Genomic DNA, 26659 nt, shown 5'->3' with positions numbered 1-26659 from the left:
GACAAAAGGCGCCTGGCAAAAGGCATCAGTCAAAAGGCGTTTTCACGGTTAAAAACGCCTTTCACTCAGGGCAGATGGCGTTTTTAGACCCAAAGATGCCTTCTACCAGATGCCTTTTGCGAGACACTCTCCTGACTTAGGCCAATGCAGTGCGGAAAAATCCCACCCCACCGCAGAAACCACCGGTGAGCAGCGCCAAGAATGACGCTGCTCACCCATCCACGACCTAAGTCGACTTTTAGTTGATAACGGCGATGAGGTCGCCGCCCTCAACCTTGGTGGCGGCGCCGATGGCGACGCGCTCGATGGTGCCATCCTTGGTGGCGGAGATGGAGGCTTCCATCTTCATGGCCTCGATGACGGCGATCTGGTCGCCGGCCTTGACCTCGTCGCCAGGCTTGGCGGTCGGGTTCACCACGCCGGCAAACGGTGCGGCCACGTGGCCTTCGTTGGACGGGTCAGCCTTTTCCACGGTGGCGACGGTGGACTCGACGTTGTTGTCGCGCACCTTGAGCGGACGGATCTGGCCGTTGACGTTGAGCACGACGTTGCGGATGCCCTTCTCGTCCGGCTCACCCATTGCGTCAAGACGCAAGGTGATGGGCTTGAGGTCCGCGCGGTCGTTGGAGCCCTCCGGGAAGTGGTGAACAATGTAGTCCTTACCTTCTTCCAGACCGTAGAAGAAGACGGTGTCCGTCAGTGCCTCGGTGTTGCCGTAGGTGCGGCGGAACTCGTTGAACTCCTCGAACTGCTTCGGGAAGAGCAGACGGTTGAGGGAAGCGCGGCGCTCAGTGGAATCATCCGAAGTCAGGTGTGCCTTCTCCTCTTCGGGGACGGGCTTGACGGTGACGTCGCCAGGCGCACGGCCTTCCAGGACCTTGTCGCGCAGCGGCGGCCAACCACCCGGAGGCGTACCGAGCTCACCGCGCAGGAAGGCGATGACGGAATCCGGGATGTCGTACTTGGTGGGGTTGGCCTCGAAGTCAGCCGGGTCTACGCCAGCGCCCACAAGGTGCAGGGCGAGGTCACCGACCACCTTGGAGGACGGGGTCACCTTGGTCGGGCGGCCGAGCATCTCATTCACCGCAGCGTAGGTGTCCTCGATGATCTCGAAGCGGTCCTCCAAGCCCAGGGCGGTAGCCTGCGCGCGCAGGTTGGACAGCTGGCCACCTGGAATCTCGTGGCGGTAGACGCGGCCGGTCGGTCCAGGAATACCCTTCTCGAAGGGCTGGTAGAGCTGGCGGACGGCCTCCCAGTACGGCTCCAGATCGGAGACTGCCTTGAGGGAGATGCCGGTATCACGCGAGGAGTTCGAGAACGCCGCGATGATGGCGGACAGCGAAGGCTGGGAGGTAGTTCCCGCCAGCGGTGCGGAGGCACCATCCACGATGTCGGCGCCAGACAGCGCTGCCGCGTAGTAGGTAGCCAGCTGGCCGCCTGCGGTATCGTGCGTGTGCACGTGAACCGGCAGGTCGAACTCCTTGCGCAGAGCCATAACCAGCTTGGATGCAGACTCCGGACGCAGCAGGCCCGCCATGTCCTTAATCGCCAGGACGTGGGCACCGGTGTTGACGATCTCTTCGGCCAGCTTGAGGTAGTAATCCAGCGTGTAGAGCTTCTCATCCGGGGAGCACATGTCGCCGGAGTAGGCCATGGCAACCTCGGCCACGGTGGTGTTGGTCTCCAGGACGGCGTCGATAGCCGGGCGCATCTGGCTGACGTCGTTCAGCGCGTCAAAGATGCGGAAGACATCCACGCCGGACTTGGCAGCCTCCTGCACGAAGCCGGTGCACACGTCGTTAGAGTAGGGCGAGTAGCCCACGGTGTTGCGGCCGCGCAGCAGCATCTGGATGTTCTGGTTCGGCATGGCCTCGCGCAGCAGGTCCAGGCGGACCCACGGGTCTTCCTTAAGGAAGCGCATGGCCACGTCATAGGTGGCACCACCCCATGCCTCCACAGAGTAGAGCTCAGGGGTCATGCGGGCGACGGCTTCCGCCGCGGTGACCAGAGCGGTACCGCGCACGCGGGTGGCCAGCAGGGACTGGTGGGCGTCACGGAAGGTGGTATCGGTGACGGCCAAGGCGTCCTGCTTGCGGATCTTCTCCGCCCACTTCTTCGGGCCCAGCTCCAGCAAGTCGTCGCGAGAACCGCGCGGCAGCTCGGAGTTAAAGTCCAGATCCGGCAGCTTATCGAAGGGGCGCAGGGTGGTCGGGCGCTCGCCGTTCGGCTTGTTAACGGTCACGTCCGCGATGTAGTCAATGATGCGACCAGACTCATCCACGGCCGGCGGAGCCTTGAGCAGATCCGGGTGCTCCGGAATGAAGCTGGTGTCCACGCGGGTGTTGACGAAGTCCGACTCACGCAGCAGGGCGCGCAGGAAGCCAATGTTGGTGGCCACGCCGGCCACGGTGAACTCGTTAAGCGCACGCTGGGCGCGGGATACCGCCTGCTCGAAGGTGGCACCACGGCAGGTCATCTTCACCAGCAGGGAGTCGAAGTTCGGGGAAATCTCCGCGCCGACGGCCGTTGCACCGTCGAGACGCACGCCCGCACCGCCCGGCGAACGGTACTGGGTCAGCGTACCGGTATCCGGACGGAAACCGTTGGAAGGATCCTCAGTAGTGATACGGCACTGCAGGGCCGCGCCGTTGATGTGGATGTCTTCCTGCTTGAGGCCCAGCTCCTCCAGGGAGAGGCCTGCGGCAATCTGCATCTGGGACTTCACGATATCAACGCCCGTGACCTCCTCGGTTACGGTGTGCTCCACCTGCACACGCGGGTTCATCTCGATGAAGACGTGATTGCCCTTTTCATCGACGAGGAACTCGACGGTACCGGCGCCTTCGTAGTTGATGTGCTCGCAAAACTTCACGGCGTCCGCGCAGATACGGTCACGCAGCTCCGGGTCCAGCGTTGGCGCCGGGGCAATCTCCACGACCTTCTGGTGGCGGCGCTGCACGGAGCAGTCGCGCTCATACAGGTGCATGACGTTGCCCTGGGAGTCGGCCAGAATCTGCACCTCGATGTGCTGCGGGCGAATCACCGCGGTCTCAAGGTAGACGTGGCCGTCACCGAAGGCGGCCTCTGCCTCGCGGGATGCCTCAGCGCACTTGGTCTTCAGCTCGGCCTCGTTCTCGATGAAGCGCATGCCGCGGCCACCGCCGCCGGCCACGGCCTTCACGAAGACGGGGAACTCAAAGTCCTTGGCGTATTCCGCCAGCTTGTCGACGTCCGTCGAGGGCTTCGAGTCCTTCAGAGTCGGCAGCCCTGCTTCCTCGGCTGCGGCCACTGCGGCGGCCTTATCACCGGTCAGGTCCAAGGTCTCGGCGGTGGGGCCGATGAATTTAATGCCGTTATCACGGCACGCGCGGGCCAGATCGGCGCGCTCCGAGAGGAAGCCATAACCCGGGTAAATGGCATCCGCACCGGACTTCTTGGCGGCGCGAATAACCTCGTCGATATCGAGATAAGCCTTAACCGGCTGGCCCTCAGTACCGATACGCACGGCCTCGTCCGCGAAGGCACGGTGGAAGGAGTTGCGGTCTTCCTTGGGATAAATTGCAACGGTCTTGGAACCGACCTCAAAGGCGGCGCGGAAGGCACGCACGGCAATCTCACCGCGGTTGGCCACCAAGATCTTAGAGAAGGACTTGTGGGCGGTATCAGACACTAGGAGTGATCCTTTCAGATAGGAACAATACGAAGACAAGGATAGTGTCCGAGGCGACAACGCGGGCGGAAATCGACATATCGGTCAACAGATTTCGAATAGGTTCTCGCCAGACTCCTAGGCACACCCCTAGAAGACTCACCCCTTCATGAACAGCTCCCCTCCCCCCTTTAAACATGCAGCGGCCAAATAGGAGAAGAGTTACTTCGCTTTTAAAAAAATATAAACCTATTGACATGTTCTACCCTCCGTTTCTATCCTTCAATCAGGTTCATAAGAACCAACTTCATCCTTCACTTCCAAAGACCGCACGGTGAAGACAGAAAAGAGCTTATGAACTCAGTCACCATTTCTAACGTCCACAAGTATTTAGGCGAAGGCGCCCAGCGCACGCATGTTCTCAAAGGCGCAAGCCTAGAAGCTGGTGAAGGCGAGTTTCTCGGCATTTCAGGAAAGAGCGGCTCCGGTAAAACAACTCTCCTGCGCGCGGTTGCAGGTCTTCTACCTATCGATGAAGGCTCAATCTCGGTCTTCGATACCTGTGTATCCACCGCTGCTCCCAAGGAACTACTCGCCTTGCGCCGCAACACAATCGGCTTCGTCTATCAAGACGACCTGTTGATGAATGAACTCACAGCGCTCGAAAATGTCATGCTTGTGCTTGCTGCAGCGGGATTCGATGAGACGACGGCACACGACAAGGCTTGCGAGGCCTTAACCCAGGTAGGACTTGCAGAACTCGCTCAACGATTTCCCGCAGAGATGTCGCGCGGCCAATGCCAAAGAGTAGGAATCGCCCGAGCACTGTCTGGGAAACGGCGAATTCTCTTGGCTGATGAGCCGTCTGCTGCGCTCGATTCTGAAAACTCGCACGGCATTTTTCGACTCTTCAAGAAGCTGGCATCAACTGGCACAACCGTGATAGCGACCAGTCACGATCCCATCATGCTCGACTATTGCAGCACGGCCTACACGCTGATCGACGGCCAGCTTGGGAAAGCAGCCCCGAATGCTCAATGAACTAATCACGAAAGTCGTGCATTCTTCGAAACGGTATCGTTTCGGCGCAGCGGCAATCGCAGTGTGCTTAGGATTATTCGCATTTGCTGTCTCGGCTGATCTCTTCATGATGTTGTCCCCGCAGCAGAAGGCGCAGTCAGAATTGGGAAACAACGCCGTGCGGGTGGACGTGCCTGTGTACACGCGGGCGGGCGTGGTTGAACAGACGCTGCCGCAACTTGATTCCCCAGAGAGGGGCTTTACTACCCAACTCGAGACTTACGATCTCTATGTCGATAGCAATCCATCAGCTTCCCTTGTCTACAAGGAGTCTCACTGGGAAGAGCAAGCTCCCGATTTTGGGTTGGCATTGGTTCAGGGCCATTGGCCAAGCGCCCCCGGGGAAGTAATCGTCACTGAGGACGTTAACCTTAGCCTCGGAGAGAACACAACTGCATTCAACGGCACGCTACCGCTCCGCATCGTTGGCGTTGTATCGAATTCCTTCCACAGCCAGGAGAAAGCGGTGTACGGCGCATCGGGAACATGGAACACCATCGACGCCGACGCTTATTCCATGACCTCCGCTTCGGTCCGGCCGATTGTGTTCGGTTCCGAAGGAACGACTCCTGCCGAGCTCACCGACTTCATTAGCAGTCAGCTCGAAACTACAAACCTCGTCGATCACGCCGCGCTTGACGACGCCTTTTCGACCTCACTCCTCACCCGCGAAAGCCTGCTCGCAACGCCGCCTTCAGGATTCGCCGATAGCTATTCCTTCTTCTTCGGCCTGTTTGCCGTTGTCATACCGTGTGCTTTGATCCTCTTTTTGTGGCGAGTCACGTACCTAGTTCTTCACCCGTTGAACCGGCGGTTCTTCGAGCTAGGGATCTCCCCCTTCCTGTTGTGGAAGTCCAGCACATCCACCCTGCTTCGTTCAGCCCTGATGTACTCCGTCTTAGGCCTCGTTGTAGGTGCAGGCCTGGCGCAATGCGTGCGCCCTTTCATTTCGGGACTTGCAGGGTTGCCTGATCCTGGAGTCCTCATTCCGTGGAAATGGTTAGTGCTTCTTCTCGCTAGCTCGCTAGCAGCACTCCTGATTGGCGGTGTTGCCACCGCGCCGTCGACCCAGCCGCATCCGTTCTGGAAAGACATCCCGCTGCCAGCCCTATCGGCATCATTCTTGCGTTGGAGTGCTATTGCTATTGTCCTTGTGGCCGCACTCTTTACGGTCGCTTCAGCACTGCTGGGGCCAGACGTGTTCGAAACCTGGGCGCCATTGCCAACCGTGGCATTGTGCATCGTCTTTTCTCTTCTTCTCGCACGCTGTCCGCGAACCAGCCGGCCCTACACTCCAGCAGGCGTGGCCCTGAGATTTGCAGAGAAGCACCGGCAGCTTATTGGCACGGGTCTGACATTGTTGGTCCTGTGCATGGGAACCGCCGTGTTTAGCAGTTCGATGTCAGCCAGCTTCACAGCCAGTGAGAATGACAGTTTGACGTCAACGATCGCCCCAAACCAGGCACATGTTTTAGAAAAAACAGATGACGGCCTAGCCACAAACGCTGATTCCGTTCAGCACGTGGCCCACGCGTTGGGCGTTCCCGCCCCAGTTCGAGTCTCTTATGTCCAGGCCACGCTAGACATGCCCACAGAGATGTCGGGAACCTTTGGCGTACTGACCGTCGAATCCGTTCATGACGTAGAGCAGCTCTTAGGCCGAGAGCTCACGGACCATGAAAAAGATGTTCTTAAGACCGGAGCTTTGGTCCGCGATAACCGATTCATCAACCATGAGCACGTTTCAATCGGCACAAGCGGAAACTCGGCCCCTACATCACTTCCAGCGCTGAGCACGGATTTCGGACCTCACTGGGAGAAACTAGCTGGAGGGTTTATCCTCGAATCCACGGCGCAGAAACTCAACGCACCGGCACGTGGGACACAGTGGGTCTTTACGGGGCTCAAAGAAGACGAAGAAAAGCGCTTTCTTGATAGCGCTGCACGAGCCCATATCCCCCACGAGCTCGTACTACTGCCACTGGTTCAAACCTCTTCGACACCGCGGGCATTCTACATCAGCTTGGCGGCCGCGCTGCTCAGCGCGTTAGCCGTAACCTTTGTTTTCTCGCGGCAACTTGCTCGCGCTACCGAAGCAATCGAGACCACCTTCAAAGTACTAGGCCTCGATTCTTCCTGGCACCTAAGAATCGTTGTACTCACGACGGCCACACTGACATGTGTTGCGATCATTTCTGGCTGTCTCGCTGGAATCCTCCCACTCGCCGGAATGGTTTACGCAATGGGAGATGGCCTCACATTCGCCATCGATTGGAAGGCTCTTCTTGTTGCCGCAGGCGCAATAACACTGGGCGCTGCAAGTGGCGTTGGCATGACATGCCTTCGCTACGTGCAGCGCCCAGCGTCAAGCGCAACCGCTAATTAAATCTGCTTCGGCGGAACGGAGCGCTGCTCCTTGCCGTTGTAGGCAGACAGCGGGCGGATGAGGGAGTTGTTCTCGTTCTGCTCCACGATGTGTGCGGTCCAGCCGGTGATGCGGGCCATCACGAAGATCGGGGTGAAGAACTCGATGTCGAAGCCCAGGATGTGGTACGCAGGGCCAGCCGGGAAGTCCAGGTTCGGCTGAATCTTAATGGAGGTGTTCTCGTACATGGTCTTCGCCATGTTTTCGTACATCTCCACCCACTGCTCCTGGCCGTGGTCCTTGGCCAGCTCGCGGAAGGCGGCCTCCATGGTCGGCACACGGGAGTCACCGTTCTTGTAGACGCGGTGGCCGAAGCCCATGACGAGCTCCTTGTTCTTGAGCTTGTTCAGGGTCCACTCCTCCGCCTTGGCCGAGTCACCGACCTCCAGGAAGTTCTTCATCACGGCCTCGTTAGCGCCACCGTGCAGCGGGCCCTTCAGGGCGCCGATAGCTGCGGTAACCGCGGAGTAGGTATCGGACATCGTGGAGGTCACCACGCGGGCAGCGAAGGTGGAGGCATTGAAGGAGTGCTCGGCGTAGAGGATGAGGGACTTATCAAAGGCCTCGATATCGGAGCGCGACAGGGCCGGCGAGCCTTCCTCTTCGCCAAAGACCATCCACAGGAAGTTCTCCGCAAAGCCCTTCTTGCGGGAAGGCTCGATGTACCCCTCACCGCGGCGACGGCGGATGTCGAGTGCAACGATGGTCGGCAGCTTCGCCATGAGCTCCAGCGCGGTGCGACGGATGTGCTCGGAATCCTTGGTGTACTCCTCCGGGTCCTGGGAGCCGATGAAGGAGACCGCGGTGCGCAGAACGTCCATCGGGTGGCAGGACTTCGGCATGGAGGTGATCAGGTCGATGAGGTGGCGGTCCAGGTGGCGCAGCGCCTTCTCACGAGCGGAGAAGCGGACCAGCTCATCCTGGGTCGGCAGCTCGCCGTTCCACAGCAGGTAAGCAACCTCCTCGAAGGAGCAGTAGCGGGCCAGCTCCTGCACCGGGTAGCCACGGTAGGTCAGGGAGTTGGTCTCCGGGACAACCTTGGACACGGCGGTCTCGTCGACGACAACGCCGTACAGGCCCTTGCGGATCTCTGGGGTTTCAGACATGGTGTTTTTCTCCTTTTATAGGGGTCTAGATTGAGTTCTAGGCCGTGGGGTTTAGTCAAAGGTGGGCTTGTAGCTGTCCTTGGAGTAGGTGAACACGCTCTGGTCGAAGGCGTTGTACTCGTCGTAGCGCACCAGCTCATACAGGCGGGAGCGGTGCTGCATGCGGTCGAGCCATTCCTCGGATTGCAGGCCGGTTTCCTGCATGTCGCGGAGGAACTCTTCGGTAGCACCCATGGCCACGCGCAGGGTGGATACCGGCCAGATGACGGCGTTATAACCCAAGTCTTCGATGCGCTTGGCGGATAACAGCTCGGTCTTGCCGAACTCCGTCATGTTGGCCAGCAGCGGGGTGTCCACGGCGGCGCGGAACTTTTCGAAGTCCTCCGGCGAGTAGAGGGCCTCGGTGAAGATGAGGTCCGCGCCGGCATCGGCGTAGGCCTTGGCGCGCTCGATGGCCTCATCGATGCCATGGATGCCGGCGGCATCGGTACGCGCACAGATGATGAAGTTCTCATCGCGGCGCTCGTTGACGGCGGCGGTAATGCGGCGAACCATGAGATCCGTCGGCACCACTTCCTTGCCGTCGAGGTGACCACAGCGCTTCGGGTTGACCTGGTCTTCCAGGTGGCAGCCGGCCAGGCCGGCGTCCTCCAGCGCGGCAACCGTGCGGGCGGCGGACATCGGTTCGCCGAAGCCGGTGTCGGCGTCGACAAGCACCGGCAAATCCGTGGCACGAGCGATGTGCCCGGCGCGCTGCGCTACCTCGGTGAGAGTGGTCAGGCCGATGTCCGGCAGGCCCAGGTCATTGGCCAGCACCGCACCGGAGACGTACACGCCGCCGAAGCCGCCGATGTCCTGGATGAGCCGCGCGGTCAAAGGATTGAAAGCGCCCGGCAGCGTGGTGATTTCCGGTGCGTTCAGCGCCTCGCGGAAGCTCTTGCGCTTGTCGGCATTGCTAATAGTGGAACCAAATAGGCCAGCCATTTAGAACAGTCCCTTCGGGGTCTCGGGTGCGGTAGCGATGGCCTCGTCGGTGAGGCGAACGTTGAGCTCGTTGAGGTCGGTGAGGTTCTCCAGGTTCTGGGCGGCAGCGAGGAAGCGCTCCTGCTCCTCCTCCGAGACCTTGCCGGCAGCCAGCTTCTTGAACTTGTTGATGTATTCCTCGCGGCCGAAGGGGCGGGCGCCGAGCGGGTGGGCGTCGGCCACCGCGCGCTCGTCCTCAATCACAGTGCCGTCCTTGAAGGTAATGACAGCCTTGCCGCCGAAGGCCTTCTCATCCAGGTCGTTGGAGTGGTAGCGGCGGGTCCACTCGGGGTCCTCGACGGTGGAGATCTTGTGCCACAGGTCGATGGTGTCCTGGCGGTGCTTGCGCTCATCGGAGTAGGAGGTCTCGTAGTCCCACTCGCCGTCTTGGAGGGCCACGGCGAAGATGTACATGATGGAGTGATCCAGGGTCTCGCGGGAGGCGTTCGGGTCCATCTTCTGCGGGTCGTTGGCGCCGGTACCGATGACGTAGTGGGTGTGGTGCGAGGTGTGCAGGACGATGGACTCGATGTCCTCGGTCTTCAGTCCCTTCTCCGCGAGCGTCTTCTTAAGTGCAAAGGCCATGTCGATCGGGGCCTGCGCCTGGTACTCCGCGGAGTGCTCCTTGGTGTAGGTATCCAGGATGGCGCGCTTTTCCTCACCCTCCGCCGGCAGCGGAACGGTGTAGGTGCGCTCCGGGGAGTGGAGCATCCAGGCGATAAAGCCGTCCTCACCTTCCCAAATCGGGGCTGGGGCGCCCTCGCCGCGCATGGAGCGATCCACTGCCTCGATGCCCATCTTGCCGGCAAAGGCCGGTGCATAAGCCTTCCAAGAGGAAATAAGACCCTTGCGGGACTGGCGGGTAGCGGTGGTGGTGTGTAGCGCCTGGCCGATGGCCTGGTAGATGGTGTCGACGTCGAGGTTCAGCATGGTGCCGAGGCCCGCGGCGACGGAGGGGCCGAGGTGCGCCACGTGGTCGATCTTCCACTCGTGGAGGCAGATGCCCTTAACCAGGTTGACCTGGATTTCATAGCCGGTAGCCAGGCCGCGGATAAGGTCCTTGCCGGTCAGGCCCTTGTGCTGTGCCACGGCCAGAATCGGCGGGATGTTATCGCCCGGGTGGGAGTAATCGGCGGCGAGGAAAGTGTCGTGGTAGTCCAGCTCACGCACGGCAGTGCCGTTGGCTAGGGCTGCCCACTCGGCGGAGTATGCGCCGTCCACGCCGAAGATGGTGGCGCCGCCTTCCTGCACCGGGTGGGCCTGCGCAATAACGCGGGCGGAGGTAACCGGGCGGCGCGTTGCGGAAGCGACGGCCACGGAAGCGTTATCGATGATGCGGTTGATGATCATCTCGGTGGTCTCGGCCGGAACCTCGACGGGATCGGCGGCTACCTTGGCGATCTTGTAGGCGAGGTGCTCTTCGATGGGGAAGTTCTCGGCGGACTTGTGGGTACGTACTTCGTGGTTAATCAAAGGGGTTCTCCTCCTAGACAAGAACAACGATTGCGATAGGCATCACACTAACCCCAGCCCGTGCGCCCTGCCACATGTGTAAACTGTGACTATCTGTTGCAGGGATTTGCGTTACTTGCAAAACTTGTGGAATCCCCAGGCAGGAAGGCTTTTTAGGAGGAAACAGACGGTGACCAAGCACTACGCGGGGGCGAGAATCCACGCATTACGCAAGGAACGCCACCTCACGCAAGCCGCCATGGCGAAGCAGCTGGGGCTATCCACCAGCTATCTCAATCAGTTGGAAAATGACCAGCGCCCGCTCACCGTCACCGTCCTCATGCAGCTGACCCAACGCTTCGGCGTTGATGCCACCTACTTCGCTGGGGACCGTGACCTGCGTGCGCTCGCCGAGCTGCGCCAGCTCTTCCCTGAGGCATCTGAGGCAACTCTTACCGATCTCAGCGGGCGCTTCCCCGAACTTCTGCCCCGACTTGTCGACGCCGCCGCGCACACCCCCGCCGAACCCGGCCCCTTCGAAGCGGTCCGCGACTTCTTTTACGACGCGCACAACTACGTCCACAGCCTCGACATCGCCGCCGAGAAGCTTTCCGATTCGCTCGGGGACCGAGTTTTGCGCCGCGGGCGCTTGGCTTCCGTCCTGCAAGACGAGTTCGGTGTTACGACGCGATTTTCCTCCTCGTCCCCGCGCCGACGCACCTTCCACAACCGGGAGCTGCACCTGCGCGCGGGCCTTACGGAATCCCAGCTGGTTTTTGAGATGGCCCTTCAGTACTGCCTGCTGGCCTACCCGGAGCACTGCGCGGAACTCGTCGCCGAATTACCGGGCGAGGAAGCACAGACTATTGGCACTCTGGGCCTCGCGCAGTATTTTGCCGCCGCCGTGACCATGCCTTATACCCAGTTCCTCGCCACCGCAGAGGAAACGCGCTATGACATCGACGTCATCGCGACGGCCTTTGGCACTGGTTTCGAAACCACCGCGCAGCGCTTGGCGACGTTACAGCGACCCGGCCACCAAGGTGTTCCCTTCTCCTTCATCCGCACCGACCGCGCGGGCAATATCTCCAAGCGCCAGTCCTCCACCGCTTTCCACTTCGCCCGCAGCGGCGGCTCCTGCCCATTGTGGGTGGTGCACCGCGCGTTTGAAACGCCCAACCGCATCACGCGCCAGGTGGCCTCGATGCCCGATGACCACACCTACTTATGGATCGCGCGCTTCGTCCAAGGACAGGCCCAGGCCTGGGGCACGCCGCGCAAGGAATTCGTCGTGGGCCTAGGCTGCGATATCGCACAAGCGGATCGCGTGGTCTACGCGGACGCGCTCAACCTCTCCCCTTCCGAGGCGACCCCCATCGGCCCCGGCTGCGCCGCCTGCCCGCGCCCGGCGTGCCCGCAGCGCGCCTTCCCGCAGGCGGGCCGGCCCGTCAGCCTCGACCTCAATGCCACGCCGGTGACGGCATACGCCACCTCGTAGTTCTCTCATTTTCGCCTAGGCTTTCGAATCTCTTGCGGCGATGTCCGGTGGGCTTGCCACTATAGGACGTGTTCGGCACCACGCCGAGTTCTCTTCACTCACCTATGCAGGAGGTTCTCTCTCATGTCCAACCCTTATGCAGCTCCCCAGTTCTCTCCGGAACCAACCTCAGGGCAGGCAGCACCGAAGAAAAAGAAGAAAGGCGGCTGCCTCAAGTGGGGCGCGGGGGCAATCGCGGTATTGGTGCTCGGCAGCGTCGCCCTCAATGCGGGTTCTGACGGCGATGACCCGACCAACACCGCCGCACCGGAGCCAAGCACAAGCATCACGGCCGTCGATATCAACAATGCCGCAGCTGACGTGGAATCCACTGCAAGCGATACTGGCAGCGATGACAACGCCGTACCCACAGAGCACAAGAATGCTCTGCGCGCGGCGAAGCGCTATGTGGACTTTTCTGCCTTCTCTGAGGCTAAGCTCTATGACCAGCTCACGAGCGAATACGGCTCGCAATTCTCCCCGGAGGCGGCGCAGTACGCCATGGATCAGCTCGATGTGGATTGGAATGCCGAGGCTCTCGAGTCCGCCGAACACTACGTGGATTTCGCCGCCTTTTCCAAGGCCAAGCTCTATGACCAGCTGACCTCCGAGTACGGAGAGAAGTTCACACCGGAACAGGCACAGTACGCCGTGGACACGGCAAATGCTGATTGGATGGCCGAAGCCGTCGAGGCAGCGGAAAACTACCAAGAGATGATGCCGATGTCCGGCCCGGCGCTGCTCGATCAGCTCACCAGCGAGTACGGCGAGAAGTTCACCATGGAAGAAGCCCAGCATGCCGTGAGCACACTGGGCTTATAAATCCGAGCCGAAGCTAAACCAGAGCCAGGTCTGATTTACTCGCGGTCGCTATTCAAGGTCGTCGTGGGCGACAAGGCGGCGGGCCGCCTCCGTGATGGTGCCCGACAGGGACGGGTAGACCGCGAAGGAATCCGCCAGCTGGTTCACCGTGAGCTGGTTGGTCACCGCCACGGCGATGGGCAGGATGAGTTCGGAGGCGGTCGGCGCGACGATAACGCCGCCGATGACACGGCCGGAGGTAGCGCGGCAGAAGAGCTTAACGAAGCCATGCTGCAGGGAGCGCATCTTGGCACGTGGGTTGGTGTTCAGCGGCATCATGACGGTGCGGGCAGCGACCTCACCGGCCTCAATCTCTGCCTGGGTGAAGCCCACGGCAGCGATCTCTGGGCGGGTAAACACGGCGGTTGCCACAGTCTTCAAGCGCAGCGGGGACACACCCTCACCCAGGGAGTGGTACATGGCGATGCGGCCCTGCATCGCAGCAACGGAAGCCAACGGGAACAGATCGGAGCAATCGCCGGCGGCATAGATGCCGGCCACGTTGGTGCGGGAGACGCGGTCAACCTCAATGTGACCGGACGGCGTGGTGGCCACACCAACGTGCTCCAAGCCGAGGTTTTTGGTGTTCGGGATGGAACCAATGGACATGATGACGTGGGAACCGTGGATCTCGCGGCCATCCTGAGTCTTGACCACGACGTTGCCGTCTTCTGTGCGGGAGACCGTCTCCACGCGGCAGTTCTTCTCCAGCTCCACGCCACGCTCAGCCAGGACGGTCTCGAGGACGTCGGCAGCGTCAGCATCATCGTGCGGCAGAATGCGGTCGCGGGACGCCACCATGGTCACGCGCACTCCCATCTCCGCGAAAGCAGAAACGAACTCCGCACCGGTCACACCGGAACCCACCACGATGAGGTGCTCCGGCTCCTCCTTGAGGTCATAGACCTGCTGCCAGGTGAGGATGCGCTCGCCGTCCGGCTGCGCGCCCGGCAGGATGCGCGGGGTGGCACCGGTAGCAACGAGGACGAGGTCCGCGTCGAGGATCTCAGTGGTGCCATCTTTGTGGGTGACGTCGATCTTGTGCGCTGCCCCCTTCACACCGTGCTGATCCTCGGAGAAGGCAGCGCGCCCATCGATGACCTTGACGCCGATCTTCTCTAGGCCCGCACGGACGTCACGGGACTGGTTAGCAGCCAGCGCCTGCACGCGGCCGTTGAGGGCCTCCAGGCTCAGCTGCAGCGAGCCGAGCTGGTGGTTCAGACCCATATCATCCGCGCGGCGGAAGTCGGTGCGAATGTTGGCGCCAGCGATGAAAGACTTCGAGGGCACGCAGTCCAAGAGAACGGAGGAGCCACCCGGGCCCTGTTCCTCAACCAACGTAATGTGCGCGCCGTACTTGGCGCCGGCGGTCGCAGCCTCGTAGCCTGCGGGGCCACCGCCGATAATTACGATGCGGGGGGCTTCCTGTGACACTGTCGCTCCTTTTTTAAAATTCTGCCTATAAGAACTCTGGGAAATCCTTGTCACAGTGTAGTGCTTAGGCGCTTAATCCTCCACGTTGGCGAACTGTTCTGCTACGGAACCAAAGAGTTTGACACCCACGCCGATAGCCCGCTCATCAGGCGCCAAATCCCCCATGTGGAGATCGTGCTGCTCTCCTTCACCAGACCAGCAGCCCAAACGGGCCATGGAGCCGGGGACCTTCTCTAGGTACCACGAGAAGTCTTCGCCGCCCGAGGACTGCGGGGCCTGAACCACGGCTTGCGGGTCGATGGCCTGGGCAGCGCTGGCGAGGAGGGCGGTGGAGACGTCGTCGTTAAGCACGGGCGGAACCCCACGGTGATAGACCAACTCGTGCTCGACCCCCAAGGGAGCGAGAACCTGCTCGACGAGCTCGGAGAAGAGCTGCTGCATGTCGCGCCAAATGCCAATGTCCGCCGTGCGCATCGTGCCGGACACAGAACCGGTCTCGGGAATCGCGTTCGGGGCATAACCCGAATTCACCTGGCCAAACACCAAAACGGTGCCGGTGCGCGGATCGACGCGGCGCGAGAGCAAGCCCGGCAGGTCCGTCAGCAGCTTGCCCAGGGCATAGACGACGTCTGCCGACAAGTGCGGGCGTGACGTGTGCCCGCCCGGGCCGGAGACGTTGATTTCCACGACATCGGTGGCCGAGGTGATCGCCCCGGCGCGAACGCCGATGCGCCCGACGCGCAGCTTCGGTTCCACGTGGACGGCAAAGATAGAGTTCACCCCGTCGAGCGCACCCCATTCAATGACGTCGGTGGCACCGCCCACCCACACCTCTTCAGCGGGCTGGAAGATGACGCGGACGCCGAAGTCCAGTGGGTGCTCGCGGTTGAGGTCCGCCAAGGCGCAGGCCGTAGCAAGGGCGATGGTGGTGTGCATGTCGTGCCCACACGCATGCATGACGCCGGGCACCTCGGAGGTGTATTCGAGGCCGGTGACCTCGGTGACAGGAAGCGCGTCGATGTCGGCGCGGAAGGCCAGGCGCCCGAGTTCCGTATCGGGACCGATGTCCACCATGAGGCCGGTTTCGGGGAAAAGCTGCGGCTCCAAACCGTACTCGCGCAGGGTGCGGGACAGGAAGCGGGTGGTTTCCACCTCGTTATTGGAGGTCTCCGGGTGGCGGTGGATATGGCGGCGCCACGCGATGACCTCCGCGCGGTGGTTGCTGAACCACTCACTGACGTAGTCCGAGATCACTGCTTCCTCCTCCGTGGTTTCCTACTGGGAAGAGTCTACAACTAGACCATGCGGTTCAGTTAGTCGGGCAGGTCACGCGCCAGATATACTGAGCGGTCTGCCCTGTCCGACGGTTTCGCTACAGGTCGATATTGCGGGGACCGTAAAGGCGATCGCCGGCATCGCCAAGGCCCGGGACGATGTAGGCGTCCTCGTTGAGGGAGGGATCAATCGCTGCGGTGACCAAGCGGACTGGCAGCCCCGAGTTGGCCAGCGCATCAACGCCCGGCTGCGCGGAGACCATGCAGATTGCCGTGATGTCGGTAGCGCCGCGATCTGCCAGGAGCTTCAGGGAGTGCAGGAGGGAACCACCCGTGGCCAGCATTGGATCAACCACGAAGACACTCCGACCGCTGAGATCCTCCGGCAGGGCTTCCAGGTAAGGCACCGGCTCGTGGGTTTCTTCATCGCGCGCCATGCCAATGAAGCCCACCTGGGCATCCGGGATCATGGACAGTGCCGGATCAATCATGCCCAGGCCAGCGCGGATAATGGGCACGATGATCGGAGGGTCCTGCAGGCGGGTACCGTCGGCCGTGGCGACGGGTGTGACGCACTCAAAGTGCTCAACGGGCAGGTCGCGCGCCGCCTCATAAACAAGCATGGTGCCCAGATCTCGCAAGGCAGCACGGAAGGCGGCGTTGTCGCTGCGGGCATCGCGCATGAGGGTCAGCCGGGATGTGGCGAGGGGGTGGTCTACTACGTGGATATCCATGTCCTTCACTGTATAAGAATTGGTCGGGAACCGATCAGCGGGCGGTGAAGTCTAATAAGGCATGACTAGCTTCGATACTTTCACCATTGATACTGAACACACTCGCCGCTTAGCCCACGAACTTGCCGCTGTCTCTCAGGCCTCTCCCGCTCCTTCTCCCGAGCTACCGATAGAGCCGGTCGTGGACGGCTTTAGCAGTGCGTTCAACGCCGCTATGGAGAATCTCACAGCACGCCTTGCCCAGGTCAGAGCCGATGCCGGAGCGGTGGCAGAGTCCAGCTTCCGCATGGCGCGGGAAGCCGAGGAGACCGATAGTGGCCTCGCGAGCGCGTGTGGAGGTCTGTGATGTTGGAATCAGCGATAGCTCAGATTGCGCGGATGCAGCCGGCGCAGCTTCCCGACGTCTCCCTGCCCACTGTGCCCGATCTCACTGCCGCGGGACCCCTCGCGGAGATAGCGCACGGTGATCCGCGAACGCTGTTGGACACCGCCCGCCAAGCCACTGAGGATCTTTCCACGGCCCGCTCCGCTCTGGATTCCGCGCGCGGGCTGATTTCAGCGGCCGTCAGGGAACTCATCGGACTGGGCTTCGAGCTACTCCAGCGCGGTTTACCTATAGCTCTGGGGTTGTTCATTCCGAACCCGGCGGCACAGGCCGCGGCACGCTCAGCTTTGCAGGCTCTCGCTATGGAGTACGTCGGCAAGGCACTGCAGCGCTTGAAGCACTTAGCCGGCGAACTTCTGCAGGCGGCGGCTCCCCTCGTTCCCATCGGCCAGCGCGCGGTCCAGCCTTCGGTGCGTGGCCCCCAAGAAGAAAACATGGCGCGCCACGCGCTCGTCGCTCCGGCGGCGGAGAACGGGGCAACCACGCAGGGACAGGCCGCAGCACAAGCAGCGCTATCCCAGGTGGGGACTCCTTATGGGTGGGGAGGAACCGGCAACGGTAGTTTCGACTGCTCAGGACTCACCCAATGGGCCTGGAGACAGGCCGGCGTGGAACTGCCACGCACCGCTGAAAGCCAGACCGTGGGCCGACAGGTCAGCGCGGAGGAGCTGCAACCCGGTGACCTCATCGTGTGGGATGGGCACGTGGCTATGTACTCCGGCGACGGGCAGATGGTGGAGGCCGGAAGCCCCGTACAAACCAATCCATTGCGCACCAACAACATGGGGATGGCTTTCAAAGGCTTCTGGAGGCCCACAGGGTAGACTGTTTCCCCATGAACACCCGCGCTATTGTCCCTATCCAACTCTCCCTTTCCGAGGGCGATTTTTATACCCTATGGGCGCCAAAGTGGCGCCAGAACGGCTCCGAGTGGCAGGCCTTTCTTGGTGATGACGAGTCTGTCCTACTCTTTAAAACGGAAGCCGAGATGCTGTGCTTCCTCGAGTCTGGTACGAAGCATGACTTGCTCGATCACCCCAAGTGGGAAGTGTTCAACTCCCAAGCGGCGGACCGCGTGGTTCCTGAAAAGAAGCACGTGTACGACCTCGTCGGCATGCCGAAGTACCTCGCTGGCCGCCCGAGCCACGAGAACGTCTCCACGGTCGCGCGTTGTTTGGAGATTGCGCACTCGCTGGCAGAGGTCAGCGGCGCCGAGCACACCGTCATCTTCTTCGCTTCGCACTCCATCCTGCGCAACCCTGCCCGCGGTGCAGATCACTACGCCGGCGACCAGGGCATGAGCGAGTGGTCCGGCGTGGGCCGCGTTATCCACAGCAACTGGCGCGCAGTGATCGAAGACCTCGACAAGGTGGTCAAGGTCGTTCCTTCTTCTGATTTCACCCAGGATGCAACCACAAGCGCCGCCACCCGGATCTCCTCCGCCACCGAAGCAACGGAGGAAGCACGCAAAAAGGCCGAGGAAGAGCGCAAGGCCGCCGCACAATCGGCAGATCCTTATGACAGCTCCCCGTGGGCAGCCGCAGGCATCGACCCGGTAAAGATCACTGCCGACCAAAGGACTGTCTACACCCTGCGCACCTACCTCGACGGCAAGCCAGTGTTCCTGGGCAAGTGGGGCGAGATCTTCACCTTCCCCAGCTCCAAGGTGCTCGTGCGCTGGATCATGGAAAATGACGACCACGACTTGGCCAAGGTCTCCACCTGGGAGGAGGTCGTTGCCGCGGCGAACGCTGGTGAGCTGGAGGTCACGGTTCACCCGGATAACCAGTACAACTTCAACGGCATCGTGCGTGACATTGAAAAGGGCCCGGAGGCGGTCGATACGGATCAGATGGGTCGCTGCTACGAGGTCTGCGCTGATGCCGCCGACTGGTCCGGGGATGACTCCATCAACTCCTACATGCTGCAGAACCCGCGATTCCAGGACTACCTGGGCTACATGCTCGGCTCCACCGAGCACGCAGGCTACGTTCCCTCCAAGCCCTACACCGAGCACGCGGAGTCCTGGAAGGGCCTAGAGGAGATGCTGACGAAGCGCTTCTCCCGCTTTTAGTTTCTAGTCGGAGGACTCAGTCTCTTCTTCCGCTTCTTCTGTCTCGGAAGCGTCCTCCGCGAATTCCGGATCCGCCAGCTCCTCGTACGCGGGCAGAATCTTCTGCTCGATGAGGCGCTGGCGGTCCTCTTCGCTGGCAAAAGAGTTCTCAATCGCCTTGATGGTGAGGTCGAAGAACTCCTCCAGCCCATAGCCAAAGGTCTCGCTCAGGGCCAAGAAGACGTCGCTGAGCTTCTCCCCCGCCACCGTGCAGGTAAAGCCGAGCTGCTGCAGCAGCGGCAGAGGGTGATCAGCCAACTCCTCTGCGGGCAGCTCCTCCAGCGGCGCGAAGGTCAGCGCGATGCGGCGATCCCGCACCCACGCGGATGCCTTGCCTGGGCGGACGCCGTCGAGATCCGCGCTGAAGTCATCGACGAGATCGGTGGCATGCACCAAGCGCGTGGCACCCGCCTGCACTGCGGCCACGGCATCCTCATAAGAATCGACATCGCGCTCCCACGGGATGAAATCCGCGCGGAGTTTCTCAGCCGCGGACAGCTCGGTCAGCGCCACGCCCACCGCGGCCTCGCTGGCATCACCCTCAGCGATGAGCCGGGCATCGATTCCAGGAACGTCCAGTCCTTCCTGCGCGGCGGCGAGGGCCTCGGCCGCGTCGAAGGGGAAGACGCTGGGGCGCAGGCGGAGCTCGGCGTAGACCACGTGGTCGTCGGCAAGCGCCTGCACAACAGCGTGCGTGGCCGCGCGGAGCTCCTCTGGGGTGGAAGCATCCGTGGGCAACGGCGCGAAGAGCGTCACCTTGGGCAGGCCGACGAAAATCTCGGCGCCGGAGTCTTTGTTTTCGGGGCTAATCAGAGGTGCGTCATGCATGAGGATCATCCTAGGACGCGGTCTAGGATTAAGCACGCTATGAAACATGTCCCCGCGATCCTGACTGCCCTCGCCTTAGCCGCGACGCCGCCGGCGTTTGCAGAGGAGGAAGAGTCAACGTCGCCCACGCGCACCACCGCGCCGGATACCGACTCTTGCCCGCACTCCCTCGTTCCTGAGGAGCCAACGACCACCTCCGAGCGACTCTCCCCCGGCCAAGTCGCGCCCACTCCCCTGCCCGCTGTTGAGGGTGCTGCGTGCGGCGTGACCGCTCCGCGCGGTTTTCGGGTCAATAAGGACGTGGTGGCGTCGGCGTGGATGGTCAGTGACCTGGACACCGGCGAAATCATCGCCATGAAGGATCCCAATGGGCGCTACCGCCCGGCCTCCATCATCAAGGCGCTGCTAGCGCTCGTGGTCATCGAGGAGCTACCCCTCGACCAGCGCATCACCGCCACGCTTGACGACGCCTCCGTCGAAGGCTCCGCCGTCGGCCTTGGCCCCGATGGGGTCTACACCGTGGAGCAGCTTCTGCAGGGTTTGCTCATGGCTTCCGGCAACGACGCCGCGCATGCCCTCGCGCAGGCTGTTGGCGGGGATGAGGAGGCGCTGGAGAAGGTCAACGCGAAGGCACAGGAGATTGGCACGCGCTCGACGGTGGCGGCGAGCTACTCGGGCCTGGACGCGGCAGGTATGTCGACGTCCGCGGCGGATATCTCGCTGATTTACCGCGCGGCTTTTGCCAACGACACCTTCGCGCGCATCGTCGACACCGAGCACGTGGAGTTTCCCGGCTGGGGTGACATGCCTGGCTATGAGCTGTGGAACGACAATGGGCTGTTCCTCAACGACCCGGATGGCATCGGCGGCAAGACCGGCTATACCGAGGACGCACACCATACCTTCGTCGGCGCTATCGACCGCGATGGGCGTCGCCTGCAGGCGGTGCTCCTCGATACGACCGTCGAGCATGGGTTCCGCGCCTGGGAGCAGGCGCAGATGCTTCTCGACGAAGCCTCCGACGTCCGCGCCGGCGATGGCGTCGGGCACCTAGATGACTTCGCAGCCGGAAAGGAAGAGCCTGCGGAGTCTGCGGTTCCGAGCCCGGCTCCCACCACCCCGGCTGCGCCCGCCACCGCGGAGGCGGCTGCGGAGTCTTCGTCCTTCGAAGGCTCGCAGGGCTGGATTGGCTGGATGGTGGCGGGGCTCGTCGCGCTCCTCGTGGTAGTAGTTGCTACTTTTTCACTACTTCGGCGTTAGCCATGATGTCGTGCTGGCCGCGTAGGTTGTTCTTCGAGCCAATCGTGGTCACCACGTAGAGGGCACCAAAAAAGGCGATCAGCGGCCCGATGAGCGGCACGAGGGAGGCCACGCGCCACCAGTTGCGCCTAATGCTCTGCTGCCAGGTGAGCTTCTCGTGCGTCGTGACATCACGCACGGTATACCCGCCGATGAGCTTCGCGGGTGTTGCGCCAGCAAGGACCTCGAAGCAAATGTAATAGGCCACCGTGAAGATGCTGGAGATGCTGACGATCCACACCGAATTATCATCCGGGTTGGTAAAGCCAAAGCCGACGATGAAGGACACCACGAGGGCCGCGAGAAAGTAGTCAATGACGGCCATGAGCACGCGGTTGCCGGGAGAGGCGCGCCGCGCATCATCGCGGGGCGGAGTTGGCGTTGGGGCGTGCGCGCTCTCACCCCACCGGCCGGTAGTCGCGTAATCCTCCAGCTGCGCCCACGTGAGCTGGGCGCCGGACTCGACCTTTTGGTCATAGCTGGCGCGGGAGGAAGGCTCGCATAGAATGCGGGAGGCAACGGCAAGCTCCTCGCGCTCTGGGGCTTCGGGGAGGTAGCCGAGGCCTTCGAGGTGAGCGTCGGCAGCCGCCAACTGCACGCCCAGTTCTCGTGAGGTCGCGCGTGAATCGAGGCTGAAGTGCTCGTACAGGTTCGGGGCAAAAGACGCTGATAGCATCCCCACCCTACTTTCGGCGCAGCAGGGCCCAGGCACCAGCTGCGGCTGCGCCCAGGGCGGCACCGGCGCCCAGGGTCACGCCCGGGTTCGGGCCCTGGCGGATCTCGTTGCGGACGCGGATGACAGCCTGGTCTGGGACGGGCGGCACGAGCAGCTCGAGGGATTCCTCGGTGGTGGCCGTCCATGCGGAGACGTACAGGACGACGCGCCAGACCAAGTACATGACCACCATGAGGACGATTACGGGGCCGAACACGGCGCCTGCCGGGTTGCCCGCCGCGGAGGACATGATGACGGTGGACAGCTGCTTGATTACCTCAAAGAGCACCGCACCAATGGCCGCGCCCATCAGTCCCGACTTGGTGGGCACCTTGGTGCGCGGCAGGAAGGCCACCATCCACCAGAAGACGAGGAAGTTGGCGATAAGGCCGATGACGATACCGGCGACAACCAGCACTGCGCCCATGCCAGGGAAGGACTCGATGCCGACCCACTCGAAAATCTTCTGGGTCAGGCCCGAGGAACCCGCCGCCGTCACGCCGAAGGCGATAACCATGGCCACGAGCAGGCCAATGAGCCCCAGCAGATCGCTGAGCTTCTTGGTCACAAAGTTGCCCGGAGCGTCTGTCGGATCCTGCATCCACATCGCCGAAATGCCGATGCGCAGGTTGTTCATCCAGCCCAGCCCGGACCACAGGGTAGTCAGGCCACCGATGCCGTACATCGCGCCGCGCTGTTCAATCGCGGTATGCAGAATCTGCGTAATCGAATCCCCCAGATCGCCAGACACGGAGTTCGCGATCTGCTCCTCCAGTTGCTGCATGAGATCGGGGCGATTGGCCAACACGGTGGCGATGGCTGCCACCGTGAGCATGAAGATGGGGAAGATAGCCAGAACCGAGAAATACGTAATTCCGGCCGCGAACTGGTTTCCGCCCTGGCTGCCGTAGCGGTCCAGCATCTTCATGATGTGGTCGATAAAACCGGACTTCTCGCGGACTTTATCTACCGCGCCCGGCTCATCGGCATTAGCACGCTCGATGCCGTAGTCATCGGTCTTCTTCTCATCGGGTTGAGTCGTTGGCGCCACAGGCTTTCCCCTTTTTATGAAATACAGAAATAAGTTACAGAGTCCTCTACACAGTCTTCATCATGCTAACCAACTCAGCCGCGGCGCGCGGGGAGGAAGCCCACCGCCTCGTAGACCTTGTCCACGAGCGGGGAGGCGATCTCCGTGGCGCGCTCGGCGCCCTGGGCCAAGATGCGCTCGAGCTCGCCGCGGTCTTCCATGAGCTCGTCGTAGCGTGCCTTCAGCGGAGTGGTGAAGGCCTCCAGCGCTTCTGCTGTGTCCACCTTCAGGTGGCCATAGCCCTGGCCCGCGTACTTGTCCACGAGGTTCGGGATGCTCTCACCGGTCAGCGCAGACTGGATAGCCAGCAGGTTGGACACGCCGGGCTGCTTCTCGCGGTCGAAGGCCACCACGCCGAGGTCATCGGTCACCGCGGACTTAATGCGCTTAGCGGAGGTCTTAGGAGCATCGAGCAGGTTCACGATGCCCTTCGGGTTAGCGCCCGACTTCGACATCTTGGACGTCGGCTCCTGCAGGTCATAAATCTTGGCTGAGCCCTCCGGAATGAAGGCCTCTGGCACGCGGAAGACCTCGCCGTATTTGTTGTTGAAGCGCTCCGCCAGGTTGCGAGTGAGCTCGAGGTGCTGGCGCTGGTCCTCCCCCACCGGCACATAGTGCGGGGAATACAGGAGGATGTCCGCGGCCATCAAAACGGGGTAGGTAAACAGGCCCACGGACGTGCGGTCCTGGCCTTGCTTGAGGGACTTGTCCTTGAACTGGGTCATGCGGGAGGCCTCACCGAAGCCGGTCAGGCACTGCAAAACCCACGTCAGCTCCGCGTGCGCGGGGACGTGGGATTGGACGAAGAGGGTAGATTTCGCCGGGTCGATGCCCAACGCGATCAGCTGCGCAGCACCCGCCACAGTGCGGTGACGCAGCTCCTCCGGGTTCTGCTCCACCGTGATGGCGTGCAGGTCCGGGATGAAGTAAAAGGCCTCGTGCGAGTCTTGCAGGTCAATCCACTGCTTGAGCGCACCGAGGTAGTTACCGAGGTGGTAGGAGTCCGCCGTGGGCTGGATGCCAGAGAGGACTCGAGAAGCGGAGGTCGATGCAGAAGTGGAGTCAGTCATGGTTGACTACTCTACTCTGCCGCCTCCGGCGGGGAGGCGGTGCGTCGATTAAATCTTGCGGGAGGTCGGGCTAATGACGTCCATCATGACGGCGAAACCGGCCACCATGAACGCGCCGCCAACGCCCTGGAGGACGATCGGGCCAAGGAAGGCAAAGGACGGTCCGACGATGGTCCACCACCAGATACCCAGGGCAAGCAGAATAGCGCCGAGGACAAAGTAGATGATTGCGCGGGTCATGAGCATCTCCTGCGAAATAGAAAAGGACGTTAAGACGGGATTATCGTACCACTACTTGGATTCGGCTACTTGTACTCCACCAGAAGAGGAGAGTGATCGGACCAGCGCTCCTCCACCGTCGGCGCCTTCTCCACCCACGTGCGCTGCGCGCGCTCCAGCATAGACTTCGTGGCCGCTTGATAATCGATGCGCCACCCAGCGTCGTTATTGAAAGCCTGGCCGCGGTAGGTCCACCAGGTATAGGGCCCCTCAGCCTCCGGGTGCAGGCGCCTGGCGACGTCAAACCACTGCGGGTCCGCGGCCGCCTCCCAGGCGGTCTTGGTCTCATAATCCACCACGCCGAGCCAATCCCCGAGCCCCTTCTTCTCCTGCGGCTGCGTATCCGGGAAGGAGCCAAAGACGCGATCCATGAAAGCGCGCTCCTCCGGCAGGTGGCCGGACTTCTTCTCGTTGGGCTTGTTGTTCTTCAAGTCCTGGGCGCGGTGGCAAATATTCCAGTCGCCGCCGATAACGGCCTCCGGGTAGGCCGCAGCCATCTCATCTAAAACTTCAGAGAATTCATCCAAGAAGAGGTACTTCTCATCCTGCTTCGGCGAATCCACGTCGCCGGAGGGCAGATACAAAGAGGCCACGCGCACGCCTTCCACGGTGGCGGCAATGAAGCGGCCGGATTCGGCGAAGGAGCCGAAGCCCACGGAGACGTCGCCAAGCGCATGCTTCGATAAGATGCCCACGCCCGCGCGGCCCTTGGCGGCGGATTCGGCCTGCACCAGGTTCCATCCGGCCTCCAGAGCCGGGGCCAGGGCCTTCTGGGTCTGCTCGGGATTGGCGCGCACCTCCTGCATGAGGACGACATCGGCCGGCGTGGTATCCAACCACGCGTTCATCCCCGGGTTGTTCTCATTGCGCTGTTTGCAGGCCGCGCGGATGCCGTTGACGTTGACGGAGGCGATGGTGAAACTCATGCCGGTCAGTCTAACTCTGTTCAATAATCTTCACGGAAGGGCCCCGGCGGCGCTTGTCCCACATAGTGACGACCCAGGTGATGCAGCCGGCCACCGCCAGGCCTGCACCTGCCAGCGCGGTGGAATTATAGGAATACCCAGCGCCCACGACCGCACCGCCGATGGCCGCGCCCGCCGCATTGGCGATATTAAGGGCCGACTGGCTCAAGGCCGCCGCGAGGCTCTGCGCATCCCCCGCAACGTTGACCAGGCGAAGCTGCAGGGAGGGCACGAGAATCGAGCCGAAGAAGGCCAAGACACCAAAGGCAATCGTGCCCGCCCATGCGTTGTGCGCCAGGAAGTAGAAGGCCACGGACACACCGACCATGCAGACGAGAGCAAAGATGATGCCGAATTCCAGGTTTCGGTCCGCCAGCGCACCGCCGGCGACGTTGCCGACAGTCATACCGATGCCATAGGCCATGAGCACAATCCACGTGTGGCTCGGGTCCATGCCGGCGACCTCCGTCATGGTCCACGTGATGTAGGTATAAACGGCGAACATGCCGCCGAAGCCAACGGTGCCGAGGAATACGGTGAGCAGGACCTGGCTGTTTTTCAGCGCGCCGAGCTCAGTAAACATGTCCGTTTGCGGCATGCGCGTCATGTGCGGGAAGAGGAAAAAGAGCAGGACCATCGTGAGCCCCGCAATGGCCACGACCAAAAAGTACGCCGCATGCCAGCCCAATCCTTGGCCTAGGGCCTGGGCCGCGGGCACGCCGATCACGGTGGCGATGGACAGGCCCATGCCCACCATCGACATGGCAAAACCTTGGCGGCCAGGCGGCGCCATCGAGGCCGCCGCCAAATTAGCTACGGAGAAATATGCGCCATGCGGCAGACCGGCGATGAAGCGCGCCACCAGCAGGACGCCGTAATTCGGGGCCAGGGCTGTCAGCAGGTTACCCACGAGCAAGAAGGCGATGAGCAGGATGATGAGGCGGCGGCGTGGGAGCTTGCCTGTAAGTGCGGCGATGACTGGGGCGCCCACGACGACACCGAGCGCGTAGACGGAGATGACTACCGACGCCGTGTCTTCCGTAATGCCGAAATCATCCGCGATGAGCGGCAGCAGGCCCATGGAGGTGAACTCCGTGGTACCGATGGCGAAAGCACCCAGCGCCATGGCGATCATGACGATGATGCGGCGCGTCGCGGAGATTTCCGTCTGGCGTGGGACGGGGCGGCGTTGGATACGGGTATTCATCGGTTTCACGTGGGCAGACCTTAGTACTTCCCCTCCCGAGCTCGTAAGTCCAGTCGGAAAGGTTGTGCCAAGTACACAGACTTCCCCCGCTGGTGGTGCGAGTCACAGGGGGACCGGCACCGCGAGAAAATAA

22 protein-coding genes are annotated in these 26659 nt (G+C 61.9%); 8 read left to right on the top strand and 14 right to left on the bottom strand.

The features are described from left to right. Positions 1-238: 238 nt before the first annotated feature. Entirely contained in the window at positions 239-3670 is a 3432-nt protein-coding gene (locus tag HMPREF2526_RS04195; protein ID WP_070546020.1) for a pyruvate carboxylase, read from the bottom strand. 333 nt (positions 3671-4003) lie between these two features. Between HMPREF2526_RS04195 and HMPREF2526_RS04190 the strand changes: the two genes are divergently transcribed. Both HMPREF2526_RS04190 and HMPREF2526_RS04185 read left to right on the top strand, forming a co-directional pair. Beyond that, entirely contained in the window at positions 4004-4690 is a 687-nt protein-coding gene (locus HMPREF2526_RS04190; RefSeq protein ID WP_010189375.1) for an ABC transporter ATP-binding protein, read from the top strand. Then, entirely contained in the window at positions 4680-7115 is a 2436-nt protein-coding gene (locus tag HMPREF2526_RS04185; RefSeq protein WP_070546018.1) for a hypothetical protein, read from the top strand. Before HMPREF2526_RS04190 ends, HMPREF2526_RS04185 begins: the two co-directional genes overlap by 11 nt. On the opposite strand, the gene HMPREF2526_RS04180 is transcribed toward HMPREF2526_RS04185, so the two are convergent. Genes HMPREF2526_RS04180 through prpD form a run of 3 tightly spaced genes read right to left on the bottom strand, consistent with a single transcriptional unit; the run spans position 7112 to position 10756 of the window. Further along, a complete protein-coding gene (locus HMPREF2526_RS04180; protein WP_046648356.1) occupies positions 7112-8260 on the bottom strand; it encodes a bifunctional 2-methylcitrate synthase/citrate synthase in 1149 nt (382 codons plus the stop codon). The two genes, HMPREF2526_RS04185 and HMPREF2526_RS04180, sit on opposite strands and share 4 nt — an antisense overlap. Before the next feature lie 51 nt (positions 8261-8311). Beyond that, positions 8312-9244, bottom strand: a complete 933-nt coding sequence (prpB, locus tag HMPREF2526_RS04175) for a methylisocitrate lyase (RefSeq protein ID WP_049154346.1) — start codon at positions 9242-9244, stop codon at positions 8312-8314. Beyond that, positions 9245-10756, bottom strand: a complete 1512-nt coding sequence (prpD, locus tag HMPREF2526_RS04170) for a 2-methylcitrate dehydratase PrpD (RefSeq protein WP_070546016.1) — start codon at positions 10754-10756, stop codon at positions 9245-9247. Between the two features lie 169 nt (positions 10757-10925). Here prpD and HMPREF2526_RS04165 point away from each other — a divergent pair, with 169 nt between their 5' ends. Both HMPREF2526_RS04165 and HMPREF2526_RS04160 read left to right on the top strand, forming a co-directional pair. Next, entirely contained in the window at positions 10926-12233 is a 1308-nt protein-coding gene (locus tag HMPREF2526_RS04165) for a short-chain fatty acyl-CoA regulator family protein (protein WP_070546014.1), read from the top strand. Between the two features lie 123 nt (positions 12234-12356). Continuing rightward, entirely contained in the window at positions 12357-13094 is a 738-nt protein-coding gene (locus HMPREF2526_RS04160) for an Ltp family lipoprotein (RefSeq protein ID WP_070546012.1), read from the top strand. Between the two features lie 48 nt (positions 13095-13142). On the opposite strand, the gene HMPREF2526_RS04155 is transcribed toward HMPREF2526_RS04160, so the two are convergent. The 3 genes from HMPREF2526_RS04155 to upp all read right to left on the bottom strand — a co-directional run bounded on the left by HMPREF2526_RS04155 (position 13143) and on the right by upp (position 16575). Beyond that, positions 13143-14567, bottom strand: a complete 1425-nt coding sequence (locus HMPREF2526_RS04155; protein ID WP_049157263.1) for an NAD(P)H-quinone dehydrogenase — start codon at positions 14565-14567, stop codon at positions 13143-13145. Positions 14568-14639: 72 nt separating this feature from the next. After that, positions 14640-15821 carry a M20 family metallopeptidase gene (locus HMPREF2526_RS04150; RefSeq protein WP_070546010.1) on the bottom strand — a complete coding sequence of 394 codons (1182 nt, stop codon included), beginning with the start codon at positions 15819-15821 and terminating at the stop codon, positions 14640-14642. A gap of 118 nt (positions 15822-15939) precedes the next feature. After that, positions 15940-16575, bottom strand: coding sequence for a uracil phosphoribosyltransferase (upp, locus tag HMPREF2526_RS04145; protein ID WP_046648363.1), 636 nt, complete (start codon positions 16573-16575; stop codon positions 15940-15942). A 61-nt stretch (positions 16576-16636) separates the two neighbouring features. Between upp and HMPREF2526_RS04140 the strand changes: the two genes are divergently transcribed. From HMPREF2526_RS04140 to HMPREF2526_RS04130, 3 genes are read left to right on the top strand one after another with little or no spacing between them, the layout of a single operon-like run. Continuing rightward, positions 16637-16921, top strand: coding sequence for a hypothetical protein (locus HMPREF2526_RS04140; RefSeq protein WP_049157261.1), 285 nt, complete (start codon positions 16637-16639; stop codon positions 16919-16921). Then, positions 16921-17784, top strand: coding sequence for a C40 family peptidase (locus tag HMPREF2526_RS04135; RefSeq protein ID WP_070511450.1), 864 nt, complete (start codon positions 16921-16923; stop codon positions 17782-17784). The genes HMPREF2526_RS04140 and HMPREF2526_RS04135 overlap by 1 nt, the downstream gene beginning before the upstream one ends. Before the next feature lie 11 nt (positions 17785-17795). After that, the gene (locus tag HMPREF2526_RS04130) at positions 17796-19034 is read left to right on the top strand and encodes a hypothetical protein (protein ID WP_070546008.1); all 1239 of its coding nucleotides are present in this window, start codon (positions 17796-17798) and stop codon (positions 19032-19034) included. Between the two features lie 3 nt (positions 19035-19037). Here HMPREF2526_RS04130 and HMPREF2526_RS04125 read toward each other — a convergent pair whose 3' ends face one another. Then, positions 19038-19901 carry an amidohydrolase family protein gene (locus HMPREF2526_RS04125; RefSeq protein ID WP_210384388.1) on the bottom strand — a complete coding sequence of 288 codons (864 nt, stop codon included), beginning with the start codon at positions 19899-19901 and terminating at the stop codon, positions 19038-19040. A gap of 39 nt (positions 19902-19940) precedes the next feature. Between HMPREF2526_RS04125 and HMPREF2526_RS04120 the strand changes: the two genes are divergently transcribed. Beyond that, positions 19941-21161 (top strand): D-alanyl-D-alanine carboxypeptidase family protein, encoded by a 1221-nt coding sequence (locus HMPREF2526_RS04120; protein WP_070546004.1) that lies wholly within the window; start codon positions 19941-19943, stop codon positions 21159-21161. Here HMPREF2526_RS04120 and HMPREF2526_RS04115 read toward each other — a convergent pair. From HMPREF2526_RS04115 to HMPREF2526_RS04090, 6 genes are all read right to left on the bottom strand, one after another. Continuing rightward, complete coding sequence (locus tag HMPREF2526_RS04115) at positions 21136-21876, bottom strand: RDD family protein (RefSeq protein ID WP_070546002.1); 741 nt, start codon at positions 21874-21876, stop codon at positions 21136-21138. The two genes, HMPREF2526_RS04120 and HMPREF2526_RS04115, sit on opposite strands and share 26 nt — an antisense overlap. 7 nt (positions 21877-21883) lie before the next feature. Further along, positions 21884-22966, bottom strand: a complete 1083-nt coding sequence (locus HMPREF2526_RS04110; RefSeq protein WP_049157256.1) for a YhjD/YihY/BrkB family envelope integrity protein — start codon at positions 22964-22966, stop codon at positions 21884-21886. A 74-nt stretch (positions 22967-23040) separates the two neighbouring features. After that, positions 23041-24075 carry a tryptophan--tRNA ligase gene (gene trpS / locus HMPREF2526_RS04105; protein WP_070511442.1) on the bottom strand — a complete coding sequence of 345 codons (1035 nt, stop codon included), beginning with the start codon at positions 24073-24075 and terminating at the stop codon, positions 23041-23043. 48 nt (positions 24076-24123) lie between these two features. Next, a complete protein-coding gene (locus HMPREF2526_RS04100; RefSeq protein WP_049157254.1) occupies positions 24124-24315 on the bottom strand; it encodes a hypothetical protein in 192 nt (63 codons plus the stop codon). Between the two features lie 65 nt (positions 24316-24380). Continuing rightward, entirely contained in the window at positions 24381-25280 is a 900-nt protein-coding gene (locus HMPREF2526_RS04095) for an exodeoxyribonuclease III (protein WP_049157253.1), read from the bottom strand. 10 nt (positions 25281-25290) lie between these two features. Then, entirely contained in the window at positions 25291-26526 is a 1236-nt protein-coding gene (locus tag HMPREF2526_RS04090; protein ID WP_210384389.1) for an MFS transporter, read from the bottom strand. Positions 26527-26659 lie beyond the last annotated feature (133 nt).

The organism is Corynebacterium sp. HMSC070E08 (assembly GCF_001808895.1).
GTDB lineage: Bacteria > Actinomycetota > Actinomycetes > Mycobacteriales > Mycobacteriaceae > Corynebacterium > Corynebacterium hiratae.
This window is presented reverse-complemented; position numbering and strand designations above follow the sequence as displayed.